Source organism: Actinoplanes philippinensis, from assembly GCF_900113015.1.
Classification (GTDB): domain Bacteria; phylum Actinomycetota; class Actinomycetes; order Mycobacteriales; family Micromonosporaceae; genus Actinoplanes; species Actinoplanes philippinensis.
The window spans coordinates 361507-385811 of sequence record NZ_FONV01000003.1; the positions used below are offsets into that span (position 1 = coordinate 361507).

Here is a 24305-nt window from a genome sequence, read left to right on the forward strand (position 1 = left end):
CGCCCACGACCGGTGAGCCCCGGCCTCACGGCGCGGCTGCCCGCGACCCGGCGACGTCCGGCCTCAACCGGGGCGACAGCCCGTGACCCGGCGGCGTCCGGCCTCACCCGGGGCGACAGCCCGCGACCCGCGACGCCCCGCCTCACCCGGAGCGACAGCCCGCGACCCGCGACGCCCCGCCTCACCCGGAGCGACAGCCCGCGACCGGTGACGACCGGCCTTACTGGGTGAAGGCCTCGGCGATCGATGCCTGGGCTCGGGCCGGGTCGTCGCCGGCGCCGACGGCGAAGCCGGTCAGGTGGGCGCGGAAGTCGGCGTCGCCGGCCGCCGGGTCGCCGAGGAAACCGGCCAGCTCCAGGCTCACCAGGCCGTGCGCGAGGCACCAGGACCGGCGGGTCAGCACCCACGGCTCGGCCGGGTGGAAGCGGCCGGCCTCGATGCAGCGGGCGACGGCGTCCCGGGCGACCCGCAGGGTGTAGGCGCCGATCCCCCGGTTCTCGTCGGTGAGTTCGAAGCCGGTGGCGCCGAACATCACCCGGTACAGATGCGGGGCCCGATGGGCGGCCCGGCGGTAGGCGAGGGCCAGGGCGGCGCAGTCGGTGACCGGATCGGCGGTCGGCGGCACCCCGGCCAGCTCCGCCGCGAGCCGGGCGAACCCCTCGTGGATGATCGCCCGGACCACCGCGGGCATGCCGCCGAAGTGGGTGTAGACGGCCATCGTCGACGTCCCGGCCGCGCGGGCCAGCGACCGCGCCGACAGCGCGCCCGGCCCCTGCTCGGCCAGCACCCGCGCGCCCGCCTCGACGAGCTCTGCCCGGGGGTCTCGACCTGGCTTCACCACGGGCCTAGGATAACGACTGTTATAGGTATAACACCTGTTATGGAGGTGGACCATGGCGAAGGTGTTCCCGGCGGGCGGGCCGCGACACGGCGAGACCCCGGGGCCCGGTCCCGCCCTGCGGCTGGCGCTGCTCGGTGACTCGTCGGCCGCCGGGTTCGGCGCGCCCGACCACGCCACCGCCCTGGCCGGCCAGCTCGCCACGGCCCTCGGCGCGAGCCTGGGCCGGGCCGTCGCCTGGCGGGTCGCGGCCCGCGGCGGGGCCACCGCCCGCACCGTCACCGCGCTGCTGCCCCACCTCACCGACCCGGACACCGGCCGGCGCCCCGACGTGGTGGTCATCGCCGTCGGCGTCAACGACACCACCCGGCTGCGCCGCCCCGCCGCCTTCCAGCGCGACGTGGCCCGCCTGATCACCGCACTCCGCCAGGTCACCGGGACGGCCGGCGACGATCCTGTCCCGGTGCTGCTGTCCGGTCTGCCCCCGGTCCACCGCTTCCCGGTTCTGCCCGCGCCGGCACGGCTCCTGTTCGGCTCGCACGCCCGTCGCCTCGACCGCCGTCTGGCCGCGGTCGCCGCCGAGCTCCCGGCCACCCACCATCTTCCGGTCGGCGACATCCCGGTCGACGAGCCCGGCCTGTTCGCCGCCGACGGCTTCCACCCGGCTCCCCCCGCCTACCGCATCTGGGGCCGCCTGCTCGCCACCCGGGCCGCCCCGCTGCTGGCGTGACGGCTTGCACCCGACGCCGGCGATCCAGCAGACCCCGGACCGCGGGCGCCCCACTCTCAGGGTGACGGCTTGCATCCAGCTCCAGCGGCCCACCGCAGACGGGACCGGATGCGCGCGGGACCGGATGCGCGCGGGACCGGTTGGCGGGTTTCGGCGGTGACCACCGCATTCAGCCCGGCGGCCGCGCTGCGGTCCGGAACCGCTGCCGCGTCGCGGGGTGATCGCGGGACGGTCCCGGTTCGGCGGGGCGGGGCGGTCCGTACCGGATGAAGTGCTCTGACCTCAGCCCGGACCGCCTGCCGGAAGCCCGGGGAGGGCGGCGGCGCCGGACAGCGGTTTCGCCATCTCGGGGCGCCCGAAGTGGTATCCCTGGGCCCGGCGGTAGCCGAGGCGGTACAGCTCGGCGGCCTGTTCGGCGGTCTCGACGCCCTCGGCGACGGCGACCAGCCCGAGGCCGTTGGCGACCTGGATGAGGGAGGTGGCGATGACGGCGTGGCGGCCGGCCATCGTGACGTTCTCGACGAAGGACTTGTCGACCTTGAGGATGCGGACCGGGAGCGTCTGCAGCAGGCCGAGCGACGAGTGCCCGGTGCCGAAGTCGTCGAGGGCGATCTCGACGCCCAGCTCGGTCAGCTCGTGCACGGCCCGGACCGCGGCGCCGCCGCCGAAGACGGCGGTCTCGGTCACCTCGACGATCAGGCGGGCCGGGTGGACGCCGGTCTCGGCGAGGACGGCGGCGACCAGCGAGACGAAGCCGGGTTCGGCCAGCTGGCGGGCGGAGACGTTGACGCCGAAGCGGTACGGGGCGACGCCGTGCCGCCACCAGTCGGCGAACTGCAGGCAGGCGGTCCGGAGGATCCACTCGCCGAGCTCGACGATGAGGCCGGTGCGCTCGGCGACCGGGATGAACACGTCCGGCCGCACGTAGCCGCGATCCGGGTGCCACCAGCGGACCAGGCTCTCCACGGCCAGCACGGCGCCGGTCGGCAGCTCGACGATCGGCTGGTAGACGAGGTGGAACTCGCCACGGTCCAGGGCGGTCCGCAGCTCGGCGCCGAGGCGGGCCTCCTCGTCGGTGCTGGTGTCCAGGTCGGCGGTGTAGCGGCGGTGCCGGCCGCCGTCGGCTTTCGCGGCGTACATGGCGACGTCGGCCCGGCGCAGCACCTCGACCGGGTCGGTGACGTCCCCGGCGATGCCGATGCTCGCGCCGACGAGCAGGTCCTGGCCGCCGGCGCGGACCGGCTGGTGGATCGCGGCCCGCAGCCGGACCGCCAGATCCTCGCCGGCGTCGGCGGGCAGCAGCACGGCGAACTCGTCCCCGCCCATCCGGGCCGCGACCGCGCCGGCCGGGATCTCGCCGCTGATCCGGGCCGCGACGGCGGCCAGCAGCTCGTCGCCGACGGCGTGCCCGAACCGGTCGTTGACCGCCTTGAACCCGTTCAGGTCGAGCAGCAGCACGGTCGGTGTGCCGGTGGCGACCGCGGCCCCGAGCTGCTCCTCGAACGCGCGCCGGTTGGCGAGCCCGGTCAGCGGATCGTGCATGGCCAGGTCACCGAGGCGGGACGCCTGTACCTTGACCTGCTGCACCAGCCCCCACATCCGCATCACCACGAGCAGGCACAACACGACCGCGCCGGCGCCGAGGGAGGCCCAGGCGATGCCGGCCGGGTCGCCCGCGCCCTGGAAGAACAGCAGGCCGGGCGGGATCAGCACGAAGGCGGTGAGCAGGACCAGCCGGAACCGGCCGATCCGGTGCACATCGAGGACGGTGTCGGGGCGGCGGCGCATGCTCGGGTGCAGGGCGGCGGCGCCCCAGGACGCGTACGCCATCAGGAACCCGGAATCGACGAACCCGCCGGTGTACTCGGCCGTGCTCGACATCGTGGTGTAGATCAGGTCGCAGCTCAGCATGATGACCGCCCCGGCCACCATCAGCCGCATGCTGGGGGTGCGGTTGCCGGCGCGGGTGAGCATCCGGGCGACGGCGGTGGTGAGCAGCACATCGGCGAGCGGATAGCCGATGGTGACGAGCCGTTCCAGCAGCGGCGCCCCGGCGTCCTGCAGGGTGGGGCCGACCACCCACACCCAGAAGATCAGTCCGATGCCGGTGGAGATGATCGCGGCGTCGATGAGGGCGCCGCGCTCCCGGTCGCCGCGGGAGCTGCCGAGCCTCGACAGCGAGGCCCAGAGCAGCGGGTACGCCGACAGGTACAGCAGGTCCGCCCAGTACGGGTACGGGTACTCGCCGAGCCGCAGCTCGGTCACGTCGTACGTGATGTCACCGGAGACGAAGGTCAGCACCCCGGCGGCGAACAGCGCCCACGCCCGCCAGTGCTCGGGCCGGTTGCGCACGATGCCGACGACCATGGCCGCCACCGAGGAGAGCCCCACCGTGTTGACGTAGATCTTGGCAGGCAGGGTGTCGTCGGGCACGAGCGGGAAGCACAGCGCGGCGATGAGCGCCGCCACCAGCCATCCCGCCCACAAGGGGACCCGCTTCACCACGTCCTGCGCAATCGTCCGGGCCGACGGCCGGTTGAGCGATCCGGCCTCAGCGGCCGCCCGGAAGAGGCGAGGATGGTGGTGTGGGGCGATTCCGGCCGGCCGCGGCCTTGCGCCGGGGTGAGCTGCTGCCGGTCCTGGGCCTGGTGGCGGCGATGCTGGTCATCCTGGGCGTGCCGGTCTACCTGGTGACGGTGTCGGCGTTCGACCGGGTGGAGCGCTCGCAGGTGGGCCGGGAGGCGGAGGAGCTGCGGGTCGCGATCAGCGCCCACGCGCAGCGGCTGCGGGATTTCGGGGTGACCAACTCGATCTGGACCTCCCTCTACGACGACCTGGCGAACCGGGACGCCCGGCAGTTCGCGATCGACCTGCCGCCGGACGTGCTGACCGGCCAGTACGGCTTCACCGCGGCGATGGTCACCGACCGGCAGGGTGGCATCCGGGCCGGTGGGCGCATCACCGGCTCGGCGTACCGGCCCGCCCCGGCGCCACTGGACGACCCGGCGACCCTGGCCGGGTATCTGCGCGACGGGCCGGCCGGCTCCCACTACTGCGGGCTGACCAGCGTGACCGGCACACCGACCGAGTTCTGCTCGTTCCCCGTCTACCGTGACGAGGGCGTCGGCGCCTCGAACGGGCACCTGCTGGTGATGCGCGAGCTGGACCGCGCGGGGCTGGCGTCGCTGACCGGGCAGACCGACGACGAGATCACCCTGCGCGCCGCCCCTCGGCAGGGCGCCGAGACGCTGCGGGAGCTGTCCAGCGAGTTCGGCCCGATCACGGTCACCACGGCGGTGGCCGGCGGGGACATCGCGGTGGCGTGCACGCTCACCGGGGCGGACGGTGTGCCGATCACCTTCGAAGGGCTCAGCGACCGGCCGATCCTCGCCCAGGCGCGGGTCACCCTGGCCCGGCTGGGCGTGGTGGTGCTGCTGGCGGTGGCGCTCGCCGGGCTGGCGATCAGCATGGCGATGCGCCGGGCGGTCCGGCATCACGTCAAGCCGCTGCGCCGGACCACCGAGAAGATCATGAGCTCGCACGATCTGGCGCTGCGGGTGCCGCCGTCCGACGACGCCGACATCAACGTGGTGGCGGGCGCGATCAACGACATGCTCGCGGCGATCGAGGCGAACACCGCCGAGCTCGCCGAGATGCGCGCCCGCGAGGAGCACGAGCGGCAGCGGGAGGCCCGGGAGCGGGAGGCCCAGCGGGCGGAGATGCTGCGCCGGGTGGAGGCCGAGTCCGAGCAGATCATCGGGGGTGTCGCCTACCAGCTGGGCGACACGGTGCGCGGGGTCGACGCGGTGAAGGCGTCGGTGCAGGACATCAACGACGGGGCCGCGACGGCGCACGCCGCGATCGAGCAGATGGCCGACCACGCGGAACGGGCCGACCAGGCGGCCGAGGCGCTGACGGTCAGCCTGCCGGCGACCCGGGAGATGGTGGCGATGATCGCGGCGATCGCCGGGCAGACCCGGATGCTGGCCCTCAACGCGACGATCGAGGCGGCCCGGGCCGGTCATGCCGGGCTCGGTTTCGCGGTCGTCGCCGACGAGGTGCGCAAGCTCGCCGACGACACGGCCGAGTCGACCGAGCGGATCACCGCGACGCTGAACACACTGACCAGCACGGCCACCGACGTCTCGGGGGCGGTCGCCACGATGACGGACACGATCGAGAGTGTACGGGCGGCGATCGGCCGGGTCCGGGCGGTAGCCGACGACCAGCAGGTCAACATCAGCGGCCTGGTCGACCAGGTGCAGAACGCGATCGGCCAGATCAACGACTTCTCCACCGACCGGGCCCGGCTCACCGGCGGGCCGGACGGCGACCGGCGGATGGAGATGTTCTGACAGGAGCTTCGCAGGTGGGGTGTGGGGTAATGGTCGGCTATGCGGTCTGAGCCTCCTGTCGTACGCGCCGGTCTGGCGGTCCTGCCGCTGGTGCCGGCCGCTGTGCTCGCGGCGTTCGTGAGCGCCGGCTGGGCGCCGCTGCGCGCGCTGGACCGGGTGGTCGCCGACCGGCTGCACGAGGTCGCGCACGCGGTCCCGGCCCTCACCACGGCGATGGTCTGGGTGACGAACGTGTTCCAGCCCACCGTGTTCCGGGTGGCCGTGCTGGCCCTGGTGATCTGGCTGGCCCGGCGCGGGCAGCGCCGGGCGGCGATCTGGGCGGCGGTCACGATGATCGCCGGCGGCGTCCTGGGCGGCCTGCTGAAACTGCTGTTCGGCCGGGCCCGCCCCGACTTCCTGGACCCGGTGGCGGCAGCGGTCGGCTACGCGTTCCCGTCCGGCCACGCGCTGAACAGCGCCCTCGCCGTGACGATCGTGGTGATGCTCTTCGGCAACCGGTGGCTGTGGTGGTCGATCCCGCTGCTGACCGCGCTCAGCCGGGTCTATCTGGGCGTCCACTGGACCAGCGACGTCGTCGCCGGCCTGCTGCTCGGCGTGGCGGTGCCGCTGCTCACCGCCCGGGCCTTCACCAGGACCCGGGCGGCCGAGCCGGCCGGTCAGCGATGACGCGGCAGCGGCGCGCCGAGCCCCTTCCCACGGGCCCGCAGCCCGGCGGACACCGAGGTTGCCGGGATGACGGACACTCGATGCCGTGCCCCGCTCGGCGCCGGCAGCCGGCTCGAGGGTCGCCTGGGCTGGCTGCCCTCCGTCCGTGCCTTCGTCCTCGTCATGGCCCTGTTGTGGCTCGTGCCCCTCGGCATGGCGGCCCGCGCCCACGTTCTCGGACTGCCGGTCGCCCCGCACCTCGCCGGCATACCCGCGGTCGCCGTCCTCCTGTCGCTCATGGCCGGCCTGATCGCCGTCGCCGACCGCATGGCCCGCCCCGAGGCCGACCACCTGCGCACCTGGGTGGCCGGCCGTCTGGAAACGACCGAGCCGAAACCCGCACAACCCCGATGAGGTACGGCCACGCCGGGTCCCGTGGCCGTCCCCGCGAGCCAGGCAACCCAAGACGCCTCCACCGCGACCGCCGGGCTGGAGCGCGGGGAGACGCGAGCCCGGGAGCCGGCCCCTACCCGGCGGCGCCGAACCGGCCGAGCAGGCCGTCGCGCGGGCTCGACTCGACCACGTCGAGAGTGATCGGGTCGATGCTCCACGCTCCCGCCACCCGCATGACGTCGTCCTCGTCGGCCCACACGGCACCCGGATCCGTCGCCGAGAAACCGATCTCGATCTCCACCGGCGTGGGCACGCCCACCTCCTCGGCGTGCACGCCAGGTTCGAGGCCCTCGCCGCACAGCACGTGCCGGACCAGCCGCCCGTCGACGGCGCGCGCCCATTCGGCGTAGTCGGAGACGCGGTGGTTGCCGAAATACTGCACCTCGGCGCCGAGCCGCGCGCTGAGCTGCGCCACCGACTCCGCGCCGTGGACGTGCACGGTGTTGACCACGAGGATCCAGCCGGCGATCGGTGGCGTGACGAAGACCTGCTCGTCGTCGGCGGCGGCGACGCCCTCGTCCCAACCGGCCGGGCGGGCGCCGGTCAGTCCGACAGCGGCCGCGACCTCCTCGACGGAGGTGCCACGAACCGCCAGCCAGGTGCATTTGATGCCGAAACTCGTGCCGGACGGGGTGCCGGGCGGCAGGTGCTCCACCGGAAGTTCGGCGAGCATCCGCCCCGCCTCGGCACATGCCGCGGCGAGGTCGTCGGCACGGCCGGTCCAGGTGCGTTCGCCGACGGGCCGGTTGGCCGCGCTGCCCTCCCCGACCAGCCGTACCGAGCCGTCGGCCAGCTCGTCGAACATCACCTGGGCGCCACCGCGGAGCAGGTGCGGGTCGATGCCCGCCGCTGCGAGGCTGTCCGCCCACGACATGGTCGCCCCGCCGGAGTCGGCGAGCGCCGCCCGGACGGCCGTGAGCAGCGGCCCGGCTCCGGCGTCGACGGCATGGGCCGGACCGGAGACGGTTCCACGGTCGTGGGGCACGACGACCCACCGGCCGGTGGCCGTGGTCATGATCACCGCGCTGCGGACACGGGGCCAGTTCGGCGCCAGGGCCGCCAGCTCACGGCGCACCACCGCGCCGAGGCGCTGCGGAAAGTCGACGGCCGGCTCCGCCGGAACGGGAACCCGGTCACTGAAGTGCCCCGCGACGACACACCACGTCCCGCTGTCGCCGGTCTCCCGGAACACCCGTGCCGTCTTCTCCGGCCAGTATCGCCCGGCCGGGGCGCCCGCGACCTCCGTGCAGAACATCCGCCACGCCTCCCCGCGATCCGCCTCGGCGATGCCGGGCCGGCCGTAGAACTCGAGGATCGCCGCCCCCAGCTCCGCGTCGGACAGCTCCTCCCCCACGTGCACGCCCGTGGTCTGCGCCCCCCGCGTCACGAACATGCGCCCCTGGAAGACGTGCACTTCGCCCCACATCATGCCCCCGCCCGTCGAAGGCCGAACCTTATGCGCCGCCTAGGAACGGCACGCTTCCAGGGCGGTGATCGTGGCCCGGATCCGGTCGCGGGTCGCCTCGTCGGCCCAGGAGCCATCGCCCCGGACACCGGCCGGGAACCGCTCGTCGCGGTCGGCGAGCCCGGCCAGGACCGGGATCGCGGTGACCGCGCCGATCCGGGCCAGGGTGTCGAGGGCCTTCCCGGCCGTCGGGCCGCCGGCCGGCACCATCGCGACCAGCGGGCCGGCCAGTTCCTCCGCAGGCACGCCCAGCCGGTGGAGGGCCAGGGCCGCCCCGGCTCGGGCGTCGGGGACGGTGCCGACGAGTTTGCGCAGTTCCGGCTGGAGGTCTTCGCCGGCGCCGAGTTCCGCCAGGAGTTCGGCGGCCTCGCCGGCCGGTGCGGAGCCGCGCCGGACGACCTCCCGCAGCGCGGGCAGGACCAGCTCGGCGTCGCCGGTGGCCCGCCAGATCGCGCGGGCCGCCGCCACCCGGACCCGCCGCCGAAACGGCTGGTCGTCCGGCGCCCCGTCGAGCAGCCGGATCAGCGCCGACACCAGCACGGCGGCATCGGTGCCCGCGTCGGCGATCAGCCCCAGCCATCGCAGGAGCCGATAGGAGTCGGCCTCCTCAGAACCGGGCGCGCGAGAAGCAGAACCGGACGCGAGCGAAGCCGGACCGGACGCGAGCGAAGCCGGACCGGACGCGAGCGAAGCCGGACCGGACGCGAGCGAAGCCGGACCGGACGCGAGCGAAGCAGACCCGGAAGCGGCAGCGTGAACGGACGCGACAGAACCCGAACCGGACGCGGGCGCGGGGACGGACGCGCGACAAGCAGGATCGGAGACGGGAGGGGCGGTGGGCAGGACGGCGGTGGCCGCGGTGATGAGAGGTGCAGGGTCGCCGGTCAGGCGCAGGATCGCGTGGCCGGCCGGGACGTCGCCGGTCAGGGCGGATGCGGTGAGCGCCGGGACCGCCGGCAGCGCGGCCGGGCCGATCGCGCCGAGGGCGCGTGCGGCGTGTGCCGGATGGCTCCTCAGCAGGGCGACGATCTCGGGGACCGCGGGCGCGGCGGCCGGGCCCCACGACTCCAGCACGGCGAGCAGGCCGGCGATGTCCGAGAAGGACGCGGCGACGAAATACGGTGACGCGGGGGCGCCGGGACGGGGGCCGGTGATCGCCGTGCGGATGACGCCGAGAGCGTCCGGATCGAACGGCGGTTCGGCCCCGCTGAGCACGTCGTGGATCTTTCCGGCGGCCCAGGCCGCGGCCAGCGCTTCCGGATATCCGGGATGACCGAGCCGGATGAGGGCGAGCAACGCGCAGCGGCTTCCGCCCCGGGCCACGTCGAGCAGCCCGTCGGCGGCGGGCGCGGCGGCGGGGCCGGCGGCGAGGGCGGCCACCGCGGCGTCCGAGCGGACCTCCGGGTCCGGGTCGGCGAGCAGGGGCGCGACCAGGGGGAACAGCGCGGCGACCGAGGAGCGGGAGTGGAGGAGGCGGGCGTTCACCGAGTGCAGGAGACGGCTGCGGACGTCCGGATCGGCGGATCGGGCCAGCGGGGCGGCGAGGACCGCGGCCGCCGCCGGCTCGGTGGCGGCGAAGACGACGTCCCAGGCGGATCGGTGGCCGGCCCACGGGGTGTCCTCCGCACCGGCCGCGGCGAGCGCCGCGCCGACCGGCTCCAGGGTGTCCGGCGGGAGTGAACCGCCGGACCTGACGAGGGCCGTGGCGGCGGTGGCCCGCAGTTTCGGGGACGGGTCGTGCAGTGCGGCCGACAGCAGCGGGACGGTGACGGCCGGTTCGAGGTGGGCCAGGGCGGCGAGGACGGCGGCCCGTACCGCTGGATGGTCCTCCACCGCCCAGCGCTCCCGCAGCGTGTCGAGGGTGTGCGGGCCACTGTGGGCGGCCGCGTAGGCGGCGTGCGCCCGGATCCGGGGATCGGCGTCGGTGAGCAGCGGCAGCAGCGGGCCGCTGTGCACCGCGACGGCGGCCCGGACCAGCGGCTGGTCGCGGCCGCCGGTGAGCGTCGGATCGCACACGTCGCCGAGGATGCGCAGCAGGTCGGCGCGGCGGTGGACACCGTCGGTGGTGGCGAGTTCGATCAGGTACGGGATCGCCTCGACGGTCGCGGGGTAGACGGTGCCCTGGTGCCAGAGGCTGGAGCCGAGCTCGTACATCGCCTCGCCGGCCTCGTCCGGATCGGGCGAGGCGAGGCCGCGCAGGATGTCCGGGGCCTCGGTGCAGGGGCCGTACGCGCCGTCGAGCGCGGACCAGTCGATGTCGTCGATTCCGTGCAGCACCGGATCACGGTACGTGGTGCGAGCATGGGGTCATGACGAAGCTGACCGGTCAGGAGATCACCGCGCGGGCGCCGGGTGGGTGGGTGTATCTGCGGAACGCGTTGCGTACCCGGCTGCGGACCGGGGACTTCGCGACCGGTCTGGCGCTGGTGAACGCGATCGGCGCGGCGGCCGAGGCGGTCGATCACCATCCGGACCTGGATCTGCGGTACACGCATGTCGACGTGCGGCTGTACAGCCACGACGTGGGCCGGGTGACCGGGCGGGACCTGCGGCTCGCGGCGACGATCGGTGAGCTGGCGGCGGCGGCCGGGGTGGGTGCAGGCGCGGACGGGCTGACCGTGCTGGAGCTGGCGCTGGACAGTCCGGGCTTTCCGGAGCAGCTGGGGTTCTGGGAGGCGGTGCTGGGCTATCCGCGCGACGCCGAGGGTGACCTGCTCGACCCGTACGGCAAGGTGCCGTTGATCTGGTTTCAGCGCTCCGGTGACGAGGAGCCGCGGCAGCGCTGGCACCCGGATCTGTGGGTCGCGCCGGCCGAGGTGGCGCCGCGGATCGCGGCGGCGCTGGAGGCCGGTGGGACGCTGGTCAGTGATGCCGACGCCCCGCGTTTCTGGGTGCTGGCCGACCCGGAGGGCAATCGCCTGTGCCTGTGCACGTGGGAGGGCCGCGAGTGACGACCGGCCGGGGTGACGGCGAGCGGGGCGGCGTGGACCGAGACCACGCCGCCCCGCCCTCATCCGATCAGGCCGCGACAGGAGCCTGATCGGTGACCGGAGCCGCCACCCCACCGGACAGGTGCCGTAGGTAGGCCGGCAGGGTGAGGAACTCCGGGCAGGTCCGTTCCGACAGCAGGACGGTGAGCAGGGTCCGCGCCTGGCCGAAGCAGCGGGCGGCCTCCTCGTCCAGCGCGCCGGTCTCGCTGAGCACGTCCAGTTCCTCGCGCAGCATCCGGGCGACCAGGCCGGCCGTGACCGGCACGCCGTAGTCGGTCGGGGTGCCCGAGGAGATCCACTGCCAGAGCTGGGCCCGGCAGATCTCGGCGGTCGCCGCGTCCTCCATCAGGCCGCCGAGCGCCACCGCGCCCCGGCCGCCCAGCCACGCGGCGATGTAGCGCAGCGCCACGCTGACGTTGGTACGCAGCGCGACCTCGGTGACGGTGACGTCGCCGGCCTTGATGTCGAGGAGGTCGGCGGCGGTGACCCGGACGTCGTCGCGCTTGCGGACGATCTGGTGGGGCTCGTCGCCGAGCCACTGGTCGAACACCTCGCGGCAGGTCTCGACGAGGCCGGGGTGGGCGACCCAGGATCCGTCGAACCCGTCGCCGACCTCGCGCCGCTTGTCCTGACGGACCTGGTTGAGGGCCCGTTTCGCGGCGACCGGGTCACGGCTGGGCACGACCGCGGCCATCCCGCCGATCGCGTGGGCGCCGCGTTTGTGGCAGGTCCTGACCAGCAGCTCGGTGTAGGCCCGCATGAACGGCGCGGTCATGGTGACCTGCGAACGCTCGGGCAGGACCACGTCCGGCCGGTTCTTGATCATGCTGAACAGGTAGTCCCAGCGGCCCGCGTTCAGGCCGGCCGAGTGCTCGCGCAGCTCGTAGAGGATCTCCTCCATCTCGAACGCGGCGTTGATCGTCTCGATCAGGACGGTGGCCCGGATCGTCCCGCGCGGGATGCCGAGGTACTCCTGGGCGAAGACGAAGACGTCGTTCCAGAGGCGGGCCTCCAGGTGCGACTCCATCTTCGGCAGGTAGAAGTAGGGGCCGCTGCCCCGGTCGATCTGCCGCTGCCCGCAGTGGAACAGGTAGAGACCGAAATCGAACAGTGACGCCGACACCGCCCGGCCGCCGATGCGCAGGTGACACTCCGGCAGGTGCCAGCCCCGCGGCCGCACCATGATCGTCGGGACCTGCGCGCCGACCTCGTACCGCTTGCCGTCCGGCGCGGTGAAGTCGAGTGTGCCGTCCAGCGCGTCGCGCAGGTTGAGCTGGCCGAGGATCACGTTGTCCCAGGTGGGCGACGTGGCGTCCTCGAAGTCGGCCATCCAGACCTTGGCGCCCGAGTTGAGGGCGTTGATGGTCATCTTGCGTTCCGGCGGGCCGGTGATCTCGACCCGCCGGTCGGTGAGGTCGGCGGCGGCCGGGGCGACCTGCCAGGACAGGTCGTCCCGGATGTGCTGCGTCGAGGTGAGGAAGTTCAGGTCGGTGGTACGGGTGGCCCGGCGGCGACGGCGGCGCTCCAGGAGCTGGACCCGGCGGGCGCCGAACTCGCGGTCGAGCGCCACGATGAACTCGACGGCCTCAGGGGTCAGGATCTCGGAGTGACGGCCTGCTGTCGTACCGGTGATGGTGATCTCTTCGGCGCCCATGGTCTCTGTCCCGTCCTGGTCAGAACTGCTCGGCTTCGGTGGAACCGGACAGCGCCGTGGTGGAGCTGTCCGGGTTCAGGGCGGTGGAGACGGCGTCGAAGTAACCGGTGCCGACCTCGGCCTGGTGCTTGGTGGCGGTGTAGCCGTCGGCCTCGGCCGCGAACTCGGCCTCCTGCAGCTTCACGTAGGCGCTCATGCCGGTCTGGGCGTAACCCTTGGCCAGCTCGAACATGGAGTGGTTGAGGGCGTGGAAGCCGGCCAGCGTGACGAACTGGAACTTGTAGCCCATCGCGCCGAGCTCCTTCTGGAAGCGCGCGATCGTGTCGTCGTCGAGGTTCTTCTTCCAGTTGAACGACGGCGAGCAGTTGTACGACAGCAGCTTGCCCGGGTGCTTGGCGTGCACGGCCTCGGCGAACTTGCGGGCGAAGTCGAGGTCCGGCTTGCCGGTCTCCACCCAGAGCATGTCGGCGTAGTCGGCGTAGGCGATGCCCCGGGCGATCGCCGCGTCGTCGCCCGGCCGCACCCGGAAGAAGCCCTCGGAGGTGCGCTCGCCGGTGACGAACGGCTGGTCACGGGGGTCGACGTCGGTGGTGAGCAGGTCGGCCGCGAGGGCGTCGGTACGGGCGATGACCAGCGTCGGCACACCGGCGACGTCGGCCGCGAGGCGCGCCGCGTTCAGCGTGCGGATGTGCTGCTGGGTGGGGATGAGCACCTTGCCGCCGAGGTGGCCGCACTTCTTCTCGCTGGCGAGCTGGTCCTCCCAGTGCACACCGGCGGCGCCGGCCGCGATCATGCCCTTCATCAGCTCGAACGCGTTGAGCGGGCCACCGAAGCCGGCTTCCGCGTCGGCGACGATCGGGGCGAACCAGTCGCGCTCGTACCGGCCGTTGGAGGTGTCGATCTGGTCGGCGCGCAGCAGCGCGTTGTTGATCCGGCGGACCACGGCGGGCACCGAGTTCGCCGGGTAGAGCGACTGGTCGGGGTAGGTGTGGCCGGAGAGGTTCGCGTCGGCCGCGACCTGCCAGCCGGACAGGTAGATGGCCTTGAGGCCGGCGCGCACCATCTGGGTCGCCTGCCCACCGGTCAGCGAGCCGAGGGCGTTGATGTAGTCCTCGGTGTGCAGCAGCTCCCACAGCTTCGCGGCGCCGCGCTCGGCCAGGGTGTGCCGCTCCTGCAGGGTGCCCCGCAGCCGCACGACATCCTGCGCGGTGTAGTCACGCTTGATGCCGGCCCAGCGGGGGTTGTCAGCCCATTCCCGAGTGAGGTCCTCAGCGGTACCGCCACGGTTCTGGTTCTCAGTCATCAGAAGAATCCTTTCCTGCCCTGTCGCGTTCTTCCGTGTGGAAGAACTTCACTCTCAGGGATCCCACCAGCCCCGCTGAAGGCCCTTCTTGAGGAAAGAAACGCAGAAATTCTGTTAGGGTCAAACCCGTGACCGCTTCACCTTCCCCAGAGCCCTCGGTCGATCTCGTCACCCTGGGGCAGCGCCTCCGGCACCTGCGGCGCACCCGCGGCCTGACCCTCGACCAGCTCAGCGACGCGGTCGGACGGGCGCCGTCGCAGCTGTCGCTCATCGAGAACGGCAAGCGGGAGCCGAAACTGTCGGTGCTCCAGGCGATCGCGGGCGCGCTGGGCGTACCCCTGCAGGATCTTCTCCGCCCGGAGGCGCCGAGCCGACGCGCCGGCCTGGAGATCGAGCTGGCCCACTTCCAGCAGAATCCCGCCTACCAGGCGCTCGGCCTGCCGGTCGTCAAAGCCGGGCGGCGGCTGCCCGCCGACGCCCTCGAGTCGCTGATCGGCATGCACCGCGAGCTCAACCGGGTGCTCACCGAGCAGACCGCGACCCCCGAGGTGGCGCGGCGCGCCAACGCGCAACTGCGCGCCGACATGCGGCGGCGCGACAACTACTTCGCCGAGATCGAGGCGGCCGCCGCCAAGGTCCTTCAGTCGGTACGGCACACGACCGGCCCGCTGTCCCAGCGCGGGATCCTCGACATCGCGGCACAGATCGGGTTCAGCCTGCACTACGTCAACGACCTGCCCGCCTCCACCCGCTCGGTGACCGACCTGAAAAATCGCCGGATCTTCCTCCCCCAGGTGGCCAGCGGCAAGGGGCACGACCCGCGGGCGGTGGTGCTGCAGACGCTCGGGCACTTCGTCCTCGGGCACAACGACCCGTCCGACTACGGCGACTTCCTGCGGCAGCGGGTCGAGGTCAACTACTTCGCGGCGGCGCTGCTCATGCCGGAGAAGTTCGCCGTCGGCTTCCTGGCCGAGGCGAAAGCCGACCGGGCGCTGGCCATCGACGACTTCCGGGACGCGTTCGGGGTGTCCTACGAGACGGCCGCCCACCGGTTCACCAACCTGGCCACGCACCACTTCGGGATCCCGGTGCACTTCGCGCGCGTCCACGAGACCGGGATCGTCTACAAGGCGTACGAGAACGACAACGTCCGTTTCCCGTCTGACGTGACCGGCGCGATCGAGGGCCAGCCGGTGTGCCGCAAGTGGGCGTCGCGCACGGTCTTCGAGGCCGAGGACCCGTATTCGTCGTTCTACCAGTTCACCGACACGACAGCGGGCACGTACTGGTGCACCGTCCACGTCGAGTCGACCAGCTCCGGGCTGTTCTCGGTGACCGTCGGCACGCCGTACGAGCATGCCCGCTGGTTCCGCGGCGGCGACGTCCCGGGACGGACCGTCTCGCACTGCCCCGACCCGGACTGCTGCCGGCGCCCACCGGCCGTGCTCGTCGACCGGTGGGCGGGCAACGCCTGGCCGAGTGCCCGTGTCCACTCGCACCTGCTGGCGGCGCTGCCCCCGGGCACGTTCCCCGGTGTCGACAACCGGGACGTCTACGACTTCCTGGAGCGCCGCGCATAGCAGCCATACCGGCTTTCAGAGGTAGGTGTCCAGCCTGCGCCGGGCCGCCGACTCGAACGGCTGGACGGCCGACGACAGCCGGGCGAACAGATCGTCGCAGGTGGCGCGGGCCTCGGCGATCACCTCCGGCGGGTAGCCGTACCGGATCTGGTGCTCGGCGAACTCGTCCTCGTCGAGCACCGCCACCGAGCCGTCCCATCGCCGGATCACGTCCAGGTCCAGGTCGACGGCGCGCACCACGCCGTCGACGACCCGCGGCCGGTCGGTGATGTCGATGTAGACGGCGATCGACGACGCCGCCGACGGGGCGTTGACCGAGGCGATCCAGTTGCCGGACACCGGCACCAGCATCACGAAGTCGTGCAGCTGCGGGAACATCTCGCCGTCACCGCGGCGCATGCTGATCCCGGCGCGCCCGCCCAGCCACAGGCCGTGCTCGTCCGCACCGAGCGGCTCCAGATCGCACTCCCAGTGCCGCAGCCCACCCCACTTGGTGAACCGGACCTCACCGGTCGGAGCGGACGCCGGGTCGATGATCGCCATCCGTCCACCCTAGGATCCGCCGCGGAGCGCCCGGACGGCGGTCAGCAGGTCCTCCTGGGAGATCGGGGTGACGGCGGCGCCGCGGGCGTCCTGCATGGCCTTGGCCAGCTGGACCCGCCGCAGCACCTCCTTGATGTCGGCGCCGGTCATGCCGGTGCTGGCCACCCCGAGGGCGGTCAGGTCGAGGTCGTCGGCGAACATCCGGAAACCGGGCGTCTCGTGAGCGCTGATCAGGCCGCGGATCATCTTGCGGAAGATCTCGGCGCGGGACGTCTCGTCCGGCTTCGGGACACTGATCTTGACGTCGAAGCGACCGGAACGGATCAGCGACTCGTCGACCCGGTGCGGGAAGTTGGTGGTGGCCACCACGATGACGTTCGGGTTCTCCTCGATCAGGTCGTTCATCTCCTGCTTGAAGATCCCGGCGACCGCGTTGAGGGCCTGGCTCGCCGCGTCCCCGCCCGCCCCGGCGTAGCTGACGATCGAGTCGAACTCGTCGAACAGCATCAGCGTCGGCGTCCGGTACCGGCGGGCGTCCCGGAAGATCTGCTTGATGTTGCGTTCCGAGCCGCCCAGGTACTTGTCGAGGATCTCCGGGGTGCGGATCTCCCGGAAGTCGGCGCCGATCTCGTTGGCGAGCGCGCGGGACAGCATGGTCTTGCCGGTGCCGGGTGGCCCGTACATCAGCAGGCCCTGCGGGCGACGGGCCCCCCACCGTGCCATCGCCTCGGGATGCCGGAAGGAGACGGCTATCTGGCGCAGCTCGGCGACGACGCCGGCGAGGCCGCCGACCATGTCGAGGGTGACCGACCCGGTGGTGGCGGGCGTGCCGGCCCGGCGCCCGACCACGTAGCGGCGGCCGGTCAGCGACCCGGGCCCGGCGATGTCGGCGACGGCCTGCAGGGTGAGGGTGACGAAGGCGCGCAGGTGGGCGACGCCGACGGCGTCGCGCGGGATCCGCGACTTCAGGCGGGCGACACCGGCGTCGTAGGTCACCGTCGCCTCGATGCCGGCGTCGGTGTCGGCGAGCAGTCCCGGTTCGCGGTCCACCGGCTTTTCCAGACCCAGGCTGCGGTACGCGACAGCCGCGGCCATCCCCACGCCGTCGACGATGCGGGTCACCACCTGGTCCCCGGCGGCGATCCGGCGGGCCAGGAGACGACCGAGCGGGTCGATGTCGAGCACGATGCCGCGCATCCGCTGCCGGGTGGCGGCCGGTGAGTCGAGGGTGACGATGCGGGCGGTGAAGACGTGCTCGGCGCCGCCGGTGCCGTCGACGGTCACCTCGACCCGGTGCACCGGCTCCGGCCACGCGGCCTGGTGCAGCAGATCGACCGGGTTGACCCGGGCGGCGGCGAGCAGCGTGCCAGCGTCGACCAGCTCGACGGTCGCCCCGGCGTGCTCGAAGGTCTCGCTGTGCGGCCGGGTGGAGCCGGAGTCGGTCATCTGTCGTCTCCCGCCGATGTCGGGTGCCGGACGTACTCCCCCAGCGTGACACGCGATCGCATGTCCGGCAGTTTGCCCGGGTCGTGAGCGGGAAAACGGCCTGGCATGAGTGATTTCCTGAGCAAGGCCAAGGACTTCGCCGACCAGCACGACGAGCAGGTCGACCAGGCGCTGGAGAAGGGCGGCGACCAGATCGACGAGCGCACCGGCAACAAGTACTCCGAGCACATCGACCGGGGCGTCGACGAGGCGCAGAAGCGCACCGGCCAGGGCGACACCCTGCCGGGCTGAGAAAACCGCTGGTCCGGCCGGGCGAGGACCGGCGACGATTCCACGATGGACCAGACCACGGGCGAGATAGTCGACTTCTACACCGGCTACGACGAGGCGGGGCGCCTGGACCGGCGGGCGTCGTTCCAGCTGGAGCGGATCCGCACCCGGGAGCTGCTGGAGCAGCACCTGCCGCCGGCGCCGGCCTCGATCCTGGACGTCGGCGGCGGGCCGGGGACGTATGCCCGCCCGCTGCTCGCCGCCGGCTACCGGGTCCGGCTCGTCGACCTGGTGCCGGCCCACGTCGCGCAGGCGCGGGCCGGGCAGCCGCCGGTCGACGCGGTCGTCGGCGACGCCCGGGCGCTGCCCGCCGACGACCACTCCTGGGACGCGACGCTGCTGCTCGGGCCGCTCTACCACCTGCTGGACCGGGCGGACCGGCTGCGGGCCCTGCGCGAGGCCGCCCGGGTGACACGGCCCGGCGGGGTGGTGCTGGCGGCGGCGATCTCCCGGTTCGCGGGGCCGCTGGATTTCGCGGCGACCGGCCGGTTCACCTCCGACCGGCTGTATGCGGAGGCCGAGCAGATCCTCGCGACCGGGCACAACCATCCGGGGCTCGGGTTCACGCACGCGTACTTCCATCGGGTGTCCGAACTGGCCGGCGAGTTCCGGGAGGCCGGGTTGCCCGGGGTCACCGTGCACGGCATCGAGGGTCCCGCGTGGCCGGCGGCGGACGCCGCGGCCGGCACCCCGAACGAGCGGGTGGTCCTCGACGGCGCGCTGGCCCTGGCCCGGCTCTACAGCACCGAGGCGGACGTGCTCGCGGCGAGCGCCCACCTGATGGCCGTGGCGATCACCCCGGGCGGACGATGACATCGCCGTGAACACGGTGGCAGGATGTGCGCATGCTGGTCGTGTTCGCACACAGCACCACCGGTTCCACGGTCGCCACGATGCACCGCGGCGACGGTGTGGTGCTCCAGCTGCCCGGCTACGACCGGAAGTACCGGGTGCCCCACGATCTGGCGCACTACGCCACCGAGCGGACCTTCGAGATGTCCGGCGGGGTGTTCGGCTCGATCGCGGCGGGCGCCGTCTTCAGCAACATGCGGGTGCTCGGCGGGCGGCCGCGCCACGACGCGGCGGCCCGCAGCAAACGGGTGCTGGACGGCTGCAAGCAGAGCCTGGGGCTGGCCGAGCTACTGGCCGGGATGGTGCACCACGCCGTCGAGACGGGCATCCCGGAGCAGGCGCCGGCGCTGGTCCGCCGGGCGTGGGGCGCGCTGGAGACCGGCGAGCCGCCCTGGCCGGACGCGCGGATCGCCGAGGCCGCACAGCTGCTGACCGAGCTGGCCGCCGACTTCGAGGCGGCCGGCACGGTGCGGGTGACCTGGCCGGATCACCTGGTCCCGGCCACCCCCACGCCGAGAGGCGTCCGGCGTGGCCGCCGGGGCCGCACCTGAATCCCCGGCCGGCCCCGGCGCCGTCCCGGGGCGTGTCCGACAGCTCCGAGAACCAGCCGGAGCCGGGATTTTCTGCGACGATGCCGGAGTGACTTCGGCATCGCGCTACCTCAGCGAGCACATCGACGTTCCGGCCGGTGACGTGTACGCGTTCGCCGCCGACCCGGCGAACCTGCCCGCCTGGGCGCCCGGCCTGGCCACGTCGGTGACGCGGGAGGACGGCGGCTGGCGGATCGGTGACGACGGCGCCGAGCTGGTCTTCACCCCGCACAACGAGCTGGGCGTGCTCGACCACTGGGTGCGACCGCCGGACGGCGGCGAGGTCTACGCGCCGATGCGGGTCATCCCGGACGGCGACGGCGCCGAGATCATGTTCACGCTGCGGCGGCAGCCGGGGATGAGCGACGAGGACTTCGAGCAGGACGCCGAGGCGGTCCAGGCCGATCTGACCCGGCTCAAAGAGGTGCTGGAGTCGGCCCGCTGACATCAGGCCACGCGGGTCCACGGCCGGGCCGCGGCGCTGTCCTGAGCGCGTCCGGCACCGGCCTCGTCCACATCGGTGGGCACGCCGTATAACAGTCGGCCAACGACTGCTTTCGATCACCACCTCCGCATGGAAAAGTGCAGGGCAACCCCCGTCTGCGGCGGAAGGGCCGAATTCGCCCCGAGGTCTCCTTCCGTACGCCTGTCCTCCACCCGGCACTCCCATGATCCACCAGCGCGCACCGGTCGCCGGTGCCGCAGAAGGAGGAACACAGTGCGCACCACCCTTGCCCGATCCACGGTCGCCACCCTCGCGGCCGCCGCGATAGTCGCCTTCGCCGGCGCGTGTTCGCCCCCGGAGAAGAAGTCCGAGGCGGCCACGAGCAAGGCCGGGACCGCCACCAGCGCCGCCGACCTGGGCGGCCTGGACGCCCTGATCGCCGAGGCCAAGAAGGAGGGGCAGCTCAACGTCATCGCGCTGCCACCGGACTGGGCCAACTACGGCGAGATCATCAAGGCCTTCGGCGCCAAGTACGGCATCAAGGTCAACTCGGCCCAGCCGGACGGCTCCAGCCAGGACGAGATCAACGCCGCCACCCAGCTCAAGGGCCAGGACACCGCGCCCGACGTGTTCGACCTGGGCGTCTCGGTGGCGACCGCGAACACCGCGCTGTTCGCGCCGTACAAGGTGGAGAAGTTCGCCGAGATCCCGGACACCCTCAAGGACGCGAACGGCACCTGGGTCAACGACTACGGCGGCTACATGTCGATCGGCTACGACAGCGCCAAGGTGCCCGCCCCGACCAGCGTCGCCGACCTGCTGAAGGCCGACTACAAGGGCAAGGTCGCGCTCAACGGCGACCCGACCCAGGCCGGCGCGGCGTTCGGTGGCGTGCAGATGGCGTCGCTGGCCAACGGCGGCACCGTCGACGACATCACCAAGGGCGTCGAGTTCTTCGGCAACCTGAAGAAGGCCGGCAACTTCCTGCCCGTCGACCCGACCTCGGCCACCATCGAGTCCGGTCAGACCCCGGTGGTCTTCGACTGGGACTACCTGAACGCCGCCCAGTCGAAGAAGCTGGCCACGTGGAAGGTGTTCGTGCCGTCCGGGGCCGTGCTCGGCTCGTACTACGTGCAGGCCGTGAACAAGGACGCCCCGCACCCGGCCGCCGCCCGCCTCTGGCAGGAGTTCCTCTACTCCGACGAGGGCCAGAACCTGTGGCTCAAGGGTGGCGCCCGCCCGGTCCGCGCCGACGCCATGCAGAAGGCCGGCACCATCGACGCGACCGCGTTCGCCGCGCTGCCGGCCGTCGAGGGCACCGCCGTCATCCCGACCGAGGCGCAGAGCGCCAAGGCCAAGGAGTACCTGACCGCGAACTGGGCCAAGGCCATTGGCTGAGATCGCCGCGGACGCTCCGCAGCGCGTGGCGCCACGGCCACGCCTGCGGGGCGCCGCCCTGCTCGGCACGGTCCCGTTCTTCGCCTTCGTGACGATCTTCCTGGTCATCCCCACGCTGACCGTGGTGATCGGCGCGTTCACCGGCGACGGCGGCCGCGGTTTCACACTGGCCAACGTCCGTGCCCTCACCGACGACTACATCCTCGACGCGTTCGGCCGCAGCATCACGCTCTCCGCGTCCAGTGCGCTGATCGGCGCGGTGCTCGGGGCGCTGCTGGCGTACGCGCTGGTCACCGCGAAACCGGACGGGCTGCTGCGCCGGCTGGTCACCGCGGCCGCCGGGGTGCTGGCCCAGTTCGGCGGGGTCACGCTCGCCTTCGCGTTCCTGGCGACGATCGGGTTGTCCGGCTTCGTGACGCTGTGGCTGCAGGAGCACGGGCTCGACCCGTACGCGAACGGGGTCTGGCTCTTCGAGCTGCCCGGGCTGACGCTGGTCTACACGTACTTCCAGATCCCCCTCATGGTGATCGTCTTCCTGCCCGCGCTGGACGGCATCCGCCCGCAGTGGCGCGAGGCGCACGTCAGCCTCGGCGGCAACACCTGGCAGTACTGGACCCGGGTGGCCGGCCCCCTGCTCGCCCCCGCGTTCCTCGGTTCGACGCTGCTGCTGTTCGCCAACGCCTTCTCCGCGTACGCGACCGCCGCCGCCCTGGTCAGCCAGGGCGGCCCGATCGTCCCGCTGCAGATCCGCGGCGCCCTGACCAGCGAGGTCGTGCTCGGCCAGGCCAACCTGGGCAAGGCCATGGCGCTCGGCATGGTGGTCGTGGTGGCCGTGGTGATGGCCCTCTACTCGCTGCTGCAGAAGAGGACCGCCAAATGGCTCGGGTGATCTTCCGCTGGACCGTCCTGTCGGTGATGGGCGTGTTCTTCCTGCTGCCGCTGGTCGCCATGGTCGAGTTCAGCACCCGCGACCCGAAGACCTGGCCGCTGCTGCTGGACTGGCCGCGGCTCAGCTCGGAGTACCCGGCCCTGACCGAGGGCATCGTGGCCTCGCTGGCCCAGGCGGCGCTCACCTCGCTGCTGATGCTGGCGCTGCTGGTGCCGACCGCGGTCTGGGTCCGGCTGCGGCTGCCCCGGCTGCGGCGGCTCGTCGAGTTCCTCTGCCTGCTGCCGCTGACCATCCCGGCGATCGTGCTGGTGGTCGGCCTGGCCCCGGTGTACGCCTGGGTCAACTACCTCATCGGCGGCTCGTCGCTGACGCTGGTGTTCGCCTACACGATCCTGGTGCTGCCGTACGCGTACCGCGCGATCGACGCCGGCCTGTCCGCGATCGACGTGAAGACCCTCGCCGAGGCCGCCCGCAGTCTGGGGGCCGGCTGGTTCACCGTGATCGTGCGGGTGGTGCTGCCGAACATCCGCTCGGCGGTGCTGTCCGCCGCGTTCCTGACCGTGGCGCTGGTGCTCGGCGAGTTCACCATCGCGTCGCTGCTGCACCGCACCAACCTGCAGGTCGCCATCGAGTTCCTGGGCAAGAGCAGCGCCGGGGTGTCGGTGGCGGTGTCGCTGGCCGCGCTCCTGCTCGCCTTCGTGCTCCTGCTCGTGCTCTCCCTGGCGGGCAACTCCCGGAAAGGAAAGGCGTCATGACCGGCGTCGCCGTACATCTCGACGGGCTGCGCCGCACGTTCGGCAGCGTGCACGCCCTCGACGACCTGGACCTGTCGATCGAGCCGGGCGAGCTGATCGCGCTGCTCGGGCCGTCCGGCTGCGGCAAGACCACCGCGCTGCGGATCCTGGCCGGGCTGGAGGAGGCCACCGCGGGCCGGGTCCTGGTCGGTGGCAAGGACATCACCCGGGTGCCGGCCAACCGTCGCGGCATGGGCATGGTGTTCCAGGCGTACAGCCTCTTCCCGCACCTCGACGCGCTGCAGAACGTCGAGTTCGGCCTGCGCCTGCGCCGCGGTGCGGTGACGAGGGCCACCGAGATGCTGGACCTGGTGGGCCTGGCCGATTTCGCGAAACGGTACCCGCACCAGCTCTCCGGGGGCCAGCAGCAGCGGGTCGCCCTGGCCCGCGCGCTCGCGATCGAGCCGCAGGTGCTGCTGCTCGACGAGCCGCTGTCGGCGCTGGACGCCAAGGTCCGGGTGCAGTTGCGCGACGAGATCCGGCGGATCCAGACCGAGGTCGGCACCACCACCCTCTTCGTCACCCACGACCAGGAGGAGGCGCTCGCGATCGCCGACCGGGTCGGGGTGATGCGGGCCGGGCGGCTGGAGCAGCTGGCCACCCCGTCGGAGGTGTACCTGCGGCCGGCGACCGCGTTCGTCGCCGATTTCGTCGGGACCAGCAACCGGCTGCCGGGAACGGTGTCCGGCGATGTGGTCGAGGTGCTCGGCAACCGGCTGCCGTTGGTGAGCCCGCACTCCGGCGGCGCGGTGACCGCGCTGGTCCGGCCCGAGACGGTCGAGGTGACGCCCGACCCGGAGTCTGCCGCGAAGGTGCTGACCAGCAGTTTCCTCGGCCCGACGAGCCGGGTCACGGTGGCCGTCGGGGACCACCTGGTGATCGCCCAGGTGCCGAGCGGACGGCTGGCGGAACTCACCCCGGGGACCGGGGTCCGGGTAACGATCCAGCCGATGGCGGTCGCTCTGGAATAGACGCCGATTAACGCAGGCGTTACAGTCGGGGTTC

The 24305-nt window shown here is 72.8% G+C and carries 22 protein-coding genes; 14 read left to right on the forward strand and 8 right to left on the reverse strand.

What is annotated here, in order from left to right; all coding sequences use genetic code 11:
- Window positions 1-220: 220 nt before the first annotated feature.
- On the reverse strand, window positions 221-841 hold the full coding sequence (locus BM290_RS08535) for a TetR/AcrR family transcriptional regulator (RefSeq protein WP_203779038.1): 621 nt from the start codon (window positions 839-841) through the stop codon (window positions 221-223).
- Window positions 842-893: 52 nt separating this feature from the next.
- Here BM290_RS08535 and BM290_RS08540 point away from each other — a divergent pair, with 52 nt between their 5' ends.
- A complete protein-coding gene (locus BM290_RS08540) occupies window positions 894-1568 on the forward strand; it encodes an SGNH/GDSL hydrolase family protein (protein ID WP_093611787.1) in 675 nt (224 codons plus the stop codon).
- Window positions 1569-1850: 282 nt separating this feature from the next.
- Here the strand turns inward: BM290_RS08540 and BM290_RS08545 are convergent, their stop codons facing one another.
- Window positions 1851-4070 carry a putative bifunctional diguanylate cyclase/phosphodiesterase gene (locus tag BM290_RS08545; RefSeq protein ID WP_093612433.1) on the reverse strand — a complete coding sequence of 740 codons (2220 nt, stop codon included), beginning with the start codon at window positions 4068-4070 and terminating at the stop codon, window positions 1851-1853.
- An 83-nt stretch (window positions 4071-4153) separates the two neighbouring features.
- Here BM290_RS08545 and BM290_RS08550 point away from each other — a divergent pair, with 83 nt between their 5' ends.
- The 3 genes from BM290_RS08550 (at window position 4154) to BM290_RS08560 (ending at window position 6982) form a co-directional block, all read left to right on the forward strand.
- Window positions 4154-5923 carry a methyl-accepting chemotaxis protein gene (locus BM290_RS08550; RefSeq protein ID WP_093611789.1) on the forward strand — a complete coding sequence of 590 codons (1770 nt, stop codon included), beginning with the start codon at window positions 4154-4156 and terminating at the stop codon, window positions 5921-5923.
- Window positions 5924-5962: 39 nt separating this feature from the next.
- Complete coding sequence (locus tag BM290_RS08555; RefSeq protein ID WP_093611791.1) at window positions 5963-6589, forward strand: phosphatase PAP2 family protein; 627 nt, start codon at window positions 5963-5965, stop codon at window positions 6587-6589.
- Window positions 6590-6655: 66 nt separating this feature from the next.
- Window positions 6656-6982: a hypothetical protein gene (locus BM290_RS08560; RefSeq protein ID WP_093611793.1), complete on the forward strand. Its 327-nt coding sequence runs from the start codon at window positions 6656-6658 to the stop codon at window positions 6980-6982.
- Window positions 6983-7094: 112 nt separating this feature from the next.
- On the opposite strand, the gene BM290_RS08565 is transcribed toward BM290_RS08560, so the two are convergent.
- Complete coding sequence (locus BM290_RS08565) at window positions 7095-8414, reverse strand: hypothetical protein (RefSeq protein ID WP_143133668.1); 1320 nt, start codon at window positions 8412-8414, stop codon at window positions 7095-7097.
- A gap of 72 nt (window positions 8415-8486) precedes the next feature.
- A complete protein-coding gene (locus BM290_RS08570) occupies window positions 8487-10763 on the reverse strand; it encodes a HEAT repeat domain-containing protein (RefSeq protein ID WP_093611797.1) in 2277 nt (758 codons plus the stop codon).
- Between the two features lie 32 nt (window positions 10764-10795).
- Here BM290_RS08570 and BM290_RS08575 point away from each other — a divergent pair, with 32 nt between their 5' ends.
- Complete coding sequence (locus BM290_RS08575; RefSeq protein WP_093611799.1) at window positions 10796-11437, forward strand: VOC family protein; 642 nt, start codon at window positions 10796-10798, stop codon at window positions 11435-11437.
- 67 nt (window positions 11438-11504) lie between these two features.
- Here BM290_RS08575 and aceB read toward each other — a convergent pair whose 3' ends face one another.
- Window positions 11505-13130: a malate synthase A gene (aceB, locus tag BM290_RS08580; RefSeq protein ID WP_093611801.1), complete on the reverse strand. Its 1626-nt coding sequence runs from the start codon at window positions 13128-13130 to the stop codon at window positions 11505-11507.
- Between the two features lie 19 nt (window positions 13131-13149).
- On the reverse strand, window positions 13150-14433 hold the full coding sequence (gene aceA, locus BM290_RS08585) for an isocitrate lyase (RefSeq protein WP_093611803.1): 1284 nt from the start codon (window positions 14431-14433) through the stop codon (window positions 13150-13152).
- Between the two features lie 128 nt (window positions 14434-14561).
- Between aceA and BM290_RS08590 the strand changes: the two genes are divergently transcribed.
- Window positions 14562-16013 (forward strand): XRE family transcriptional regulator, encoded by a 1452-nt coding sequence (locus BM290_RS08590; RefSeq protein ID WP_093611805.1) that lies wholly within the window; start codon window positions 14562-14564, stop codon window positions 16011-16013.
- 15 nt (window positions 16014-16028) lie between these two features.
- Here BM290_RS08590 and BM290_RS08595 read toward each other — a convergent pair whose 3' ends face one another.
- The gene (locus tag BM290_RS08595) at window positions 16029-16556 is read right to left on the reverse strand and encodes a DUF402 domain-containing protein (protein WP_093611807.1); all 528 of its coding nucleotides are present in this window, start codon (window positions 16554-16556) and stop codon (window positions 16029-16031) included.
- A gap of 9 nt (window positions 16557-16565) precedes the next feature.
- Entirely contained in the window at window positions 16566-18002 is a 1437-nt protein-coding gene (locus tag BM290_RS08600; RefSeq protein ID WP_093611809.1) for an ATP-binding protein, read from the reverse strand.
- 105 nt (window positions 18003-18107) lie between these two features.
- Here BM290_RS08600 and BM290_RS08605 point away from each other — a divergent pair, with 105 nt between their 5' ends.
- From BM290_RS08605 to BM290_RS08640, 8 genes are all read left to right on the forward strand, one after another.
- Complete coding sequence (locus BM290_RS08605) at window positions 18108-18293, forward strand: antitoxin (RefSeq protein WP_093611811.1); 186 nt, start codon at window positions 18108-18110, stop codon at window positions 18291-18293.
- 45 nt (window positions 18294-18338) lie between these two features.
- Entirely contained in the window at window positions 18339-19145 is an 807-nt protein-coding gene (locus BM290_RS08610) for a class I SAM-dependent methyltransferase (protein WP_093611813.1), read from the forward strand.
- 32 nt (window positions 19146-19177) lie between these two features.
- A complete protein-coding gene (locus BM290_RS08615; RefSeq protein WP_093611815.1) occupies window positions 19178-19735 on the forward strand; it encodes a hypothetical protein in 558 nt (185 codons plus the stop codon).
- An 88-nt stretch (window positions 19736-19823) separates the two neighbouring features.
- On the forward strand, window positions 19824-20219 hold the full coding sequence (locus BM290_RS08620; RefSeq protein WP_093611817.1) for an SRPBCC family protein: 396 nt from the start codon (window positions 19824-19826) through the stop codon (window positions 20217-20219).
- 273 nt (window positions 20220-20492) lie between these two features.
- Window positions 20493-21617 carry an ABC transporter substrate-binding protein gene (locus tag BM290_RS08625; RefSeq protein ID WP_093611819.1) on the forward strand — a complete coding sequence of 375 codons (1125 nt, stop codon included), beginning with the start codon at window positions 20493-20495 and terminating at the stop codon, window positions 21615-21617.
- Window positions 21610-22506: an ABC transporter permease gene (locus tag BM290_RS08630; protein WP_143133669.1), complete on the forward strand. Its 897-nt coding sequence runs from the start codon at window positions 21610-21612 to the stop codon at window positions 22504-22506. The genes BM290_RS08625 and BM290_RS08630 overlap by 8 nt, the downstream gene beginning before the upstream one ends.
- A complete protein-coding gene (locus BM290_RS08635; RefSeq protein WP_093611821.1) occupies window positions 22494-23261 on the forward strand; it encodes an ABC transporter permease in 768 nt (255 codons plus the stop codon). Before BM290_RS08630 ends, BM290_RS08635 begins: the two co-directional genes overlap by 13 nt.
- Window positions 23258-24271 carry an ABC transporter ATP-binding protein gene (locus tag BM290_RS08640; protein WP_093611823.1) on the forward strand — a complete coding sequence of 338 codons (1014 nt, stop codon included), beginning with the start codon at window positions 23258-23260 and terminating at the stop codon, window positions 24269-24271. The genes BM290_RS08635 and BM290_RS08640 overlap by 4 nt, the downstream gene beginning before the upstream one ends.
- Window positions 24272-24305 lie beyond the last annotated feature (34 nt).

Bases quoted from the DNA above. Each gene is read 5' to 3' on its own strand.
- BM290_RS08595 (WP_093611807.1), bottom strand. From the start codon at position 16,556: ATGGCGATCATCGACCCGGCGTCCGCTCCGACCGGTGAGGTCCGGTTC.
- BM290_RS08635 (WP_093611821.1), top strand. From the start codon at position 22,494: ATGGCTCGGGTGATCTTCCGCTGGACCGTCCTGTCGGTGATGGGCGTG.
- BM290_RS08610 (WP_093611813.1), top strand. From the start codon at position 18,339: ATGGACCAGACCACGGGCGAGATAGTCGACTTCTACACCGGCTACGAC.
- BM290_RS08600 (WP_093611809.1), bottom strand. From the start codon at position 18,002: ATGACCGACTCCGGCTCCACCCGGCCGCACAGCGAGACCTTCGAGCAC.
- BM290_RS08640 (WP_093611823.1), top strand. From the start codon at position 23,258: ATGACCGGCGTCGCCGTACATCTCGACGGGCTGCGCCGCACGTTCGGC.
- BM290_RS08560 (WP_093611793.1), top strand. From the start codon at position 6,656: ATGACGGACACTCGATGCCGTGCCCCGCTCGGCGCCGGCAGCCGGCTC.
- BM290_RS08565 (WP_143133668.1), bottom strand. From the start codon at position 8,414: ATGTTCGTGACGCGGGGGGCGCAGACCACGGGCGTGCACGTGGGGGAG.
- aceA (WP_093611803.1), bottom strand. From the start codon at position 14,433: ATGACTGAGAACCAGAACCGTGGCGGTACCGCTGAGGACCTCACTCGG.
- BM290_RS08575 (WP_093611799.1), top strand. From the start codon at position 10,796: ATGACGAAGCTGACCGGTCAGGAGATCACCGCGCGGGCGCCGGGTGGG.
- BM290_RS08540 (WP_093611787.1), top strand. From the start codon at position 894: ATGGCGAAGGTGTTCCCGGCGGGCGGGCCGCGACACGGCGAGACCCCG.
- BM290_RS08615 (WP_093611815.1), top strand. From the start codon at position 19,178: ATGCTGGTCGTGTTCGCACACAGCACCACCGGTTCCACGGTCGCCACG.
- BM290_RS08555 (WP_093611791.1), top strand. From the start codon at position 5,963: ATGCGGTCTGAGCCTCCTGTCGTACGCGCCGGTCTGGCGGTCCTGCCG.
- BM290_RS08605 (WP_093611811.1), top strand. From the start codon at position 18,108: ATGAGTGATTTCCTGAGCAAGGCCAAGGACTTCGCCGACCAGCACGAC.
- aceB (WP_093611801.1), bottom strand. From the start codon at position 13,130: ATGGGCGCCGAAGAGATCACCATCACCGGTACGACAGCAGGCCGTCAC.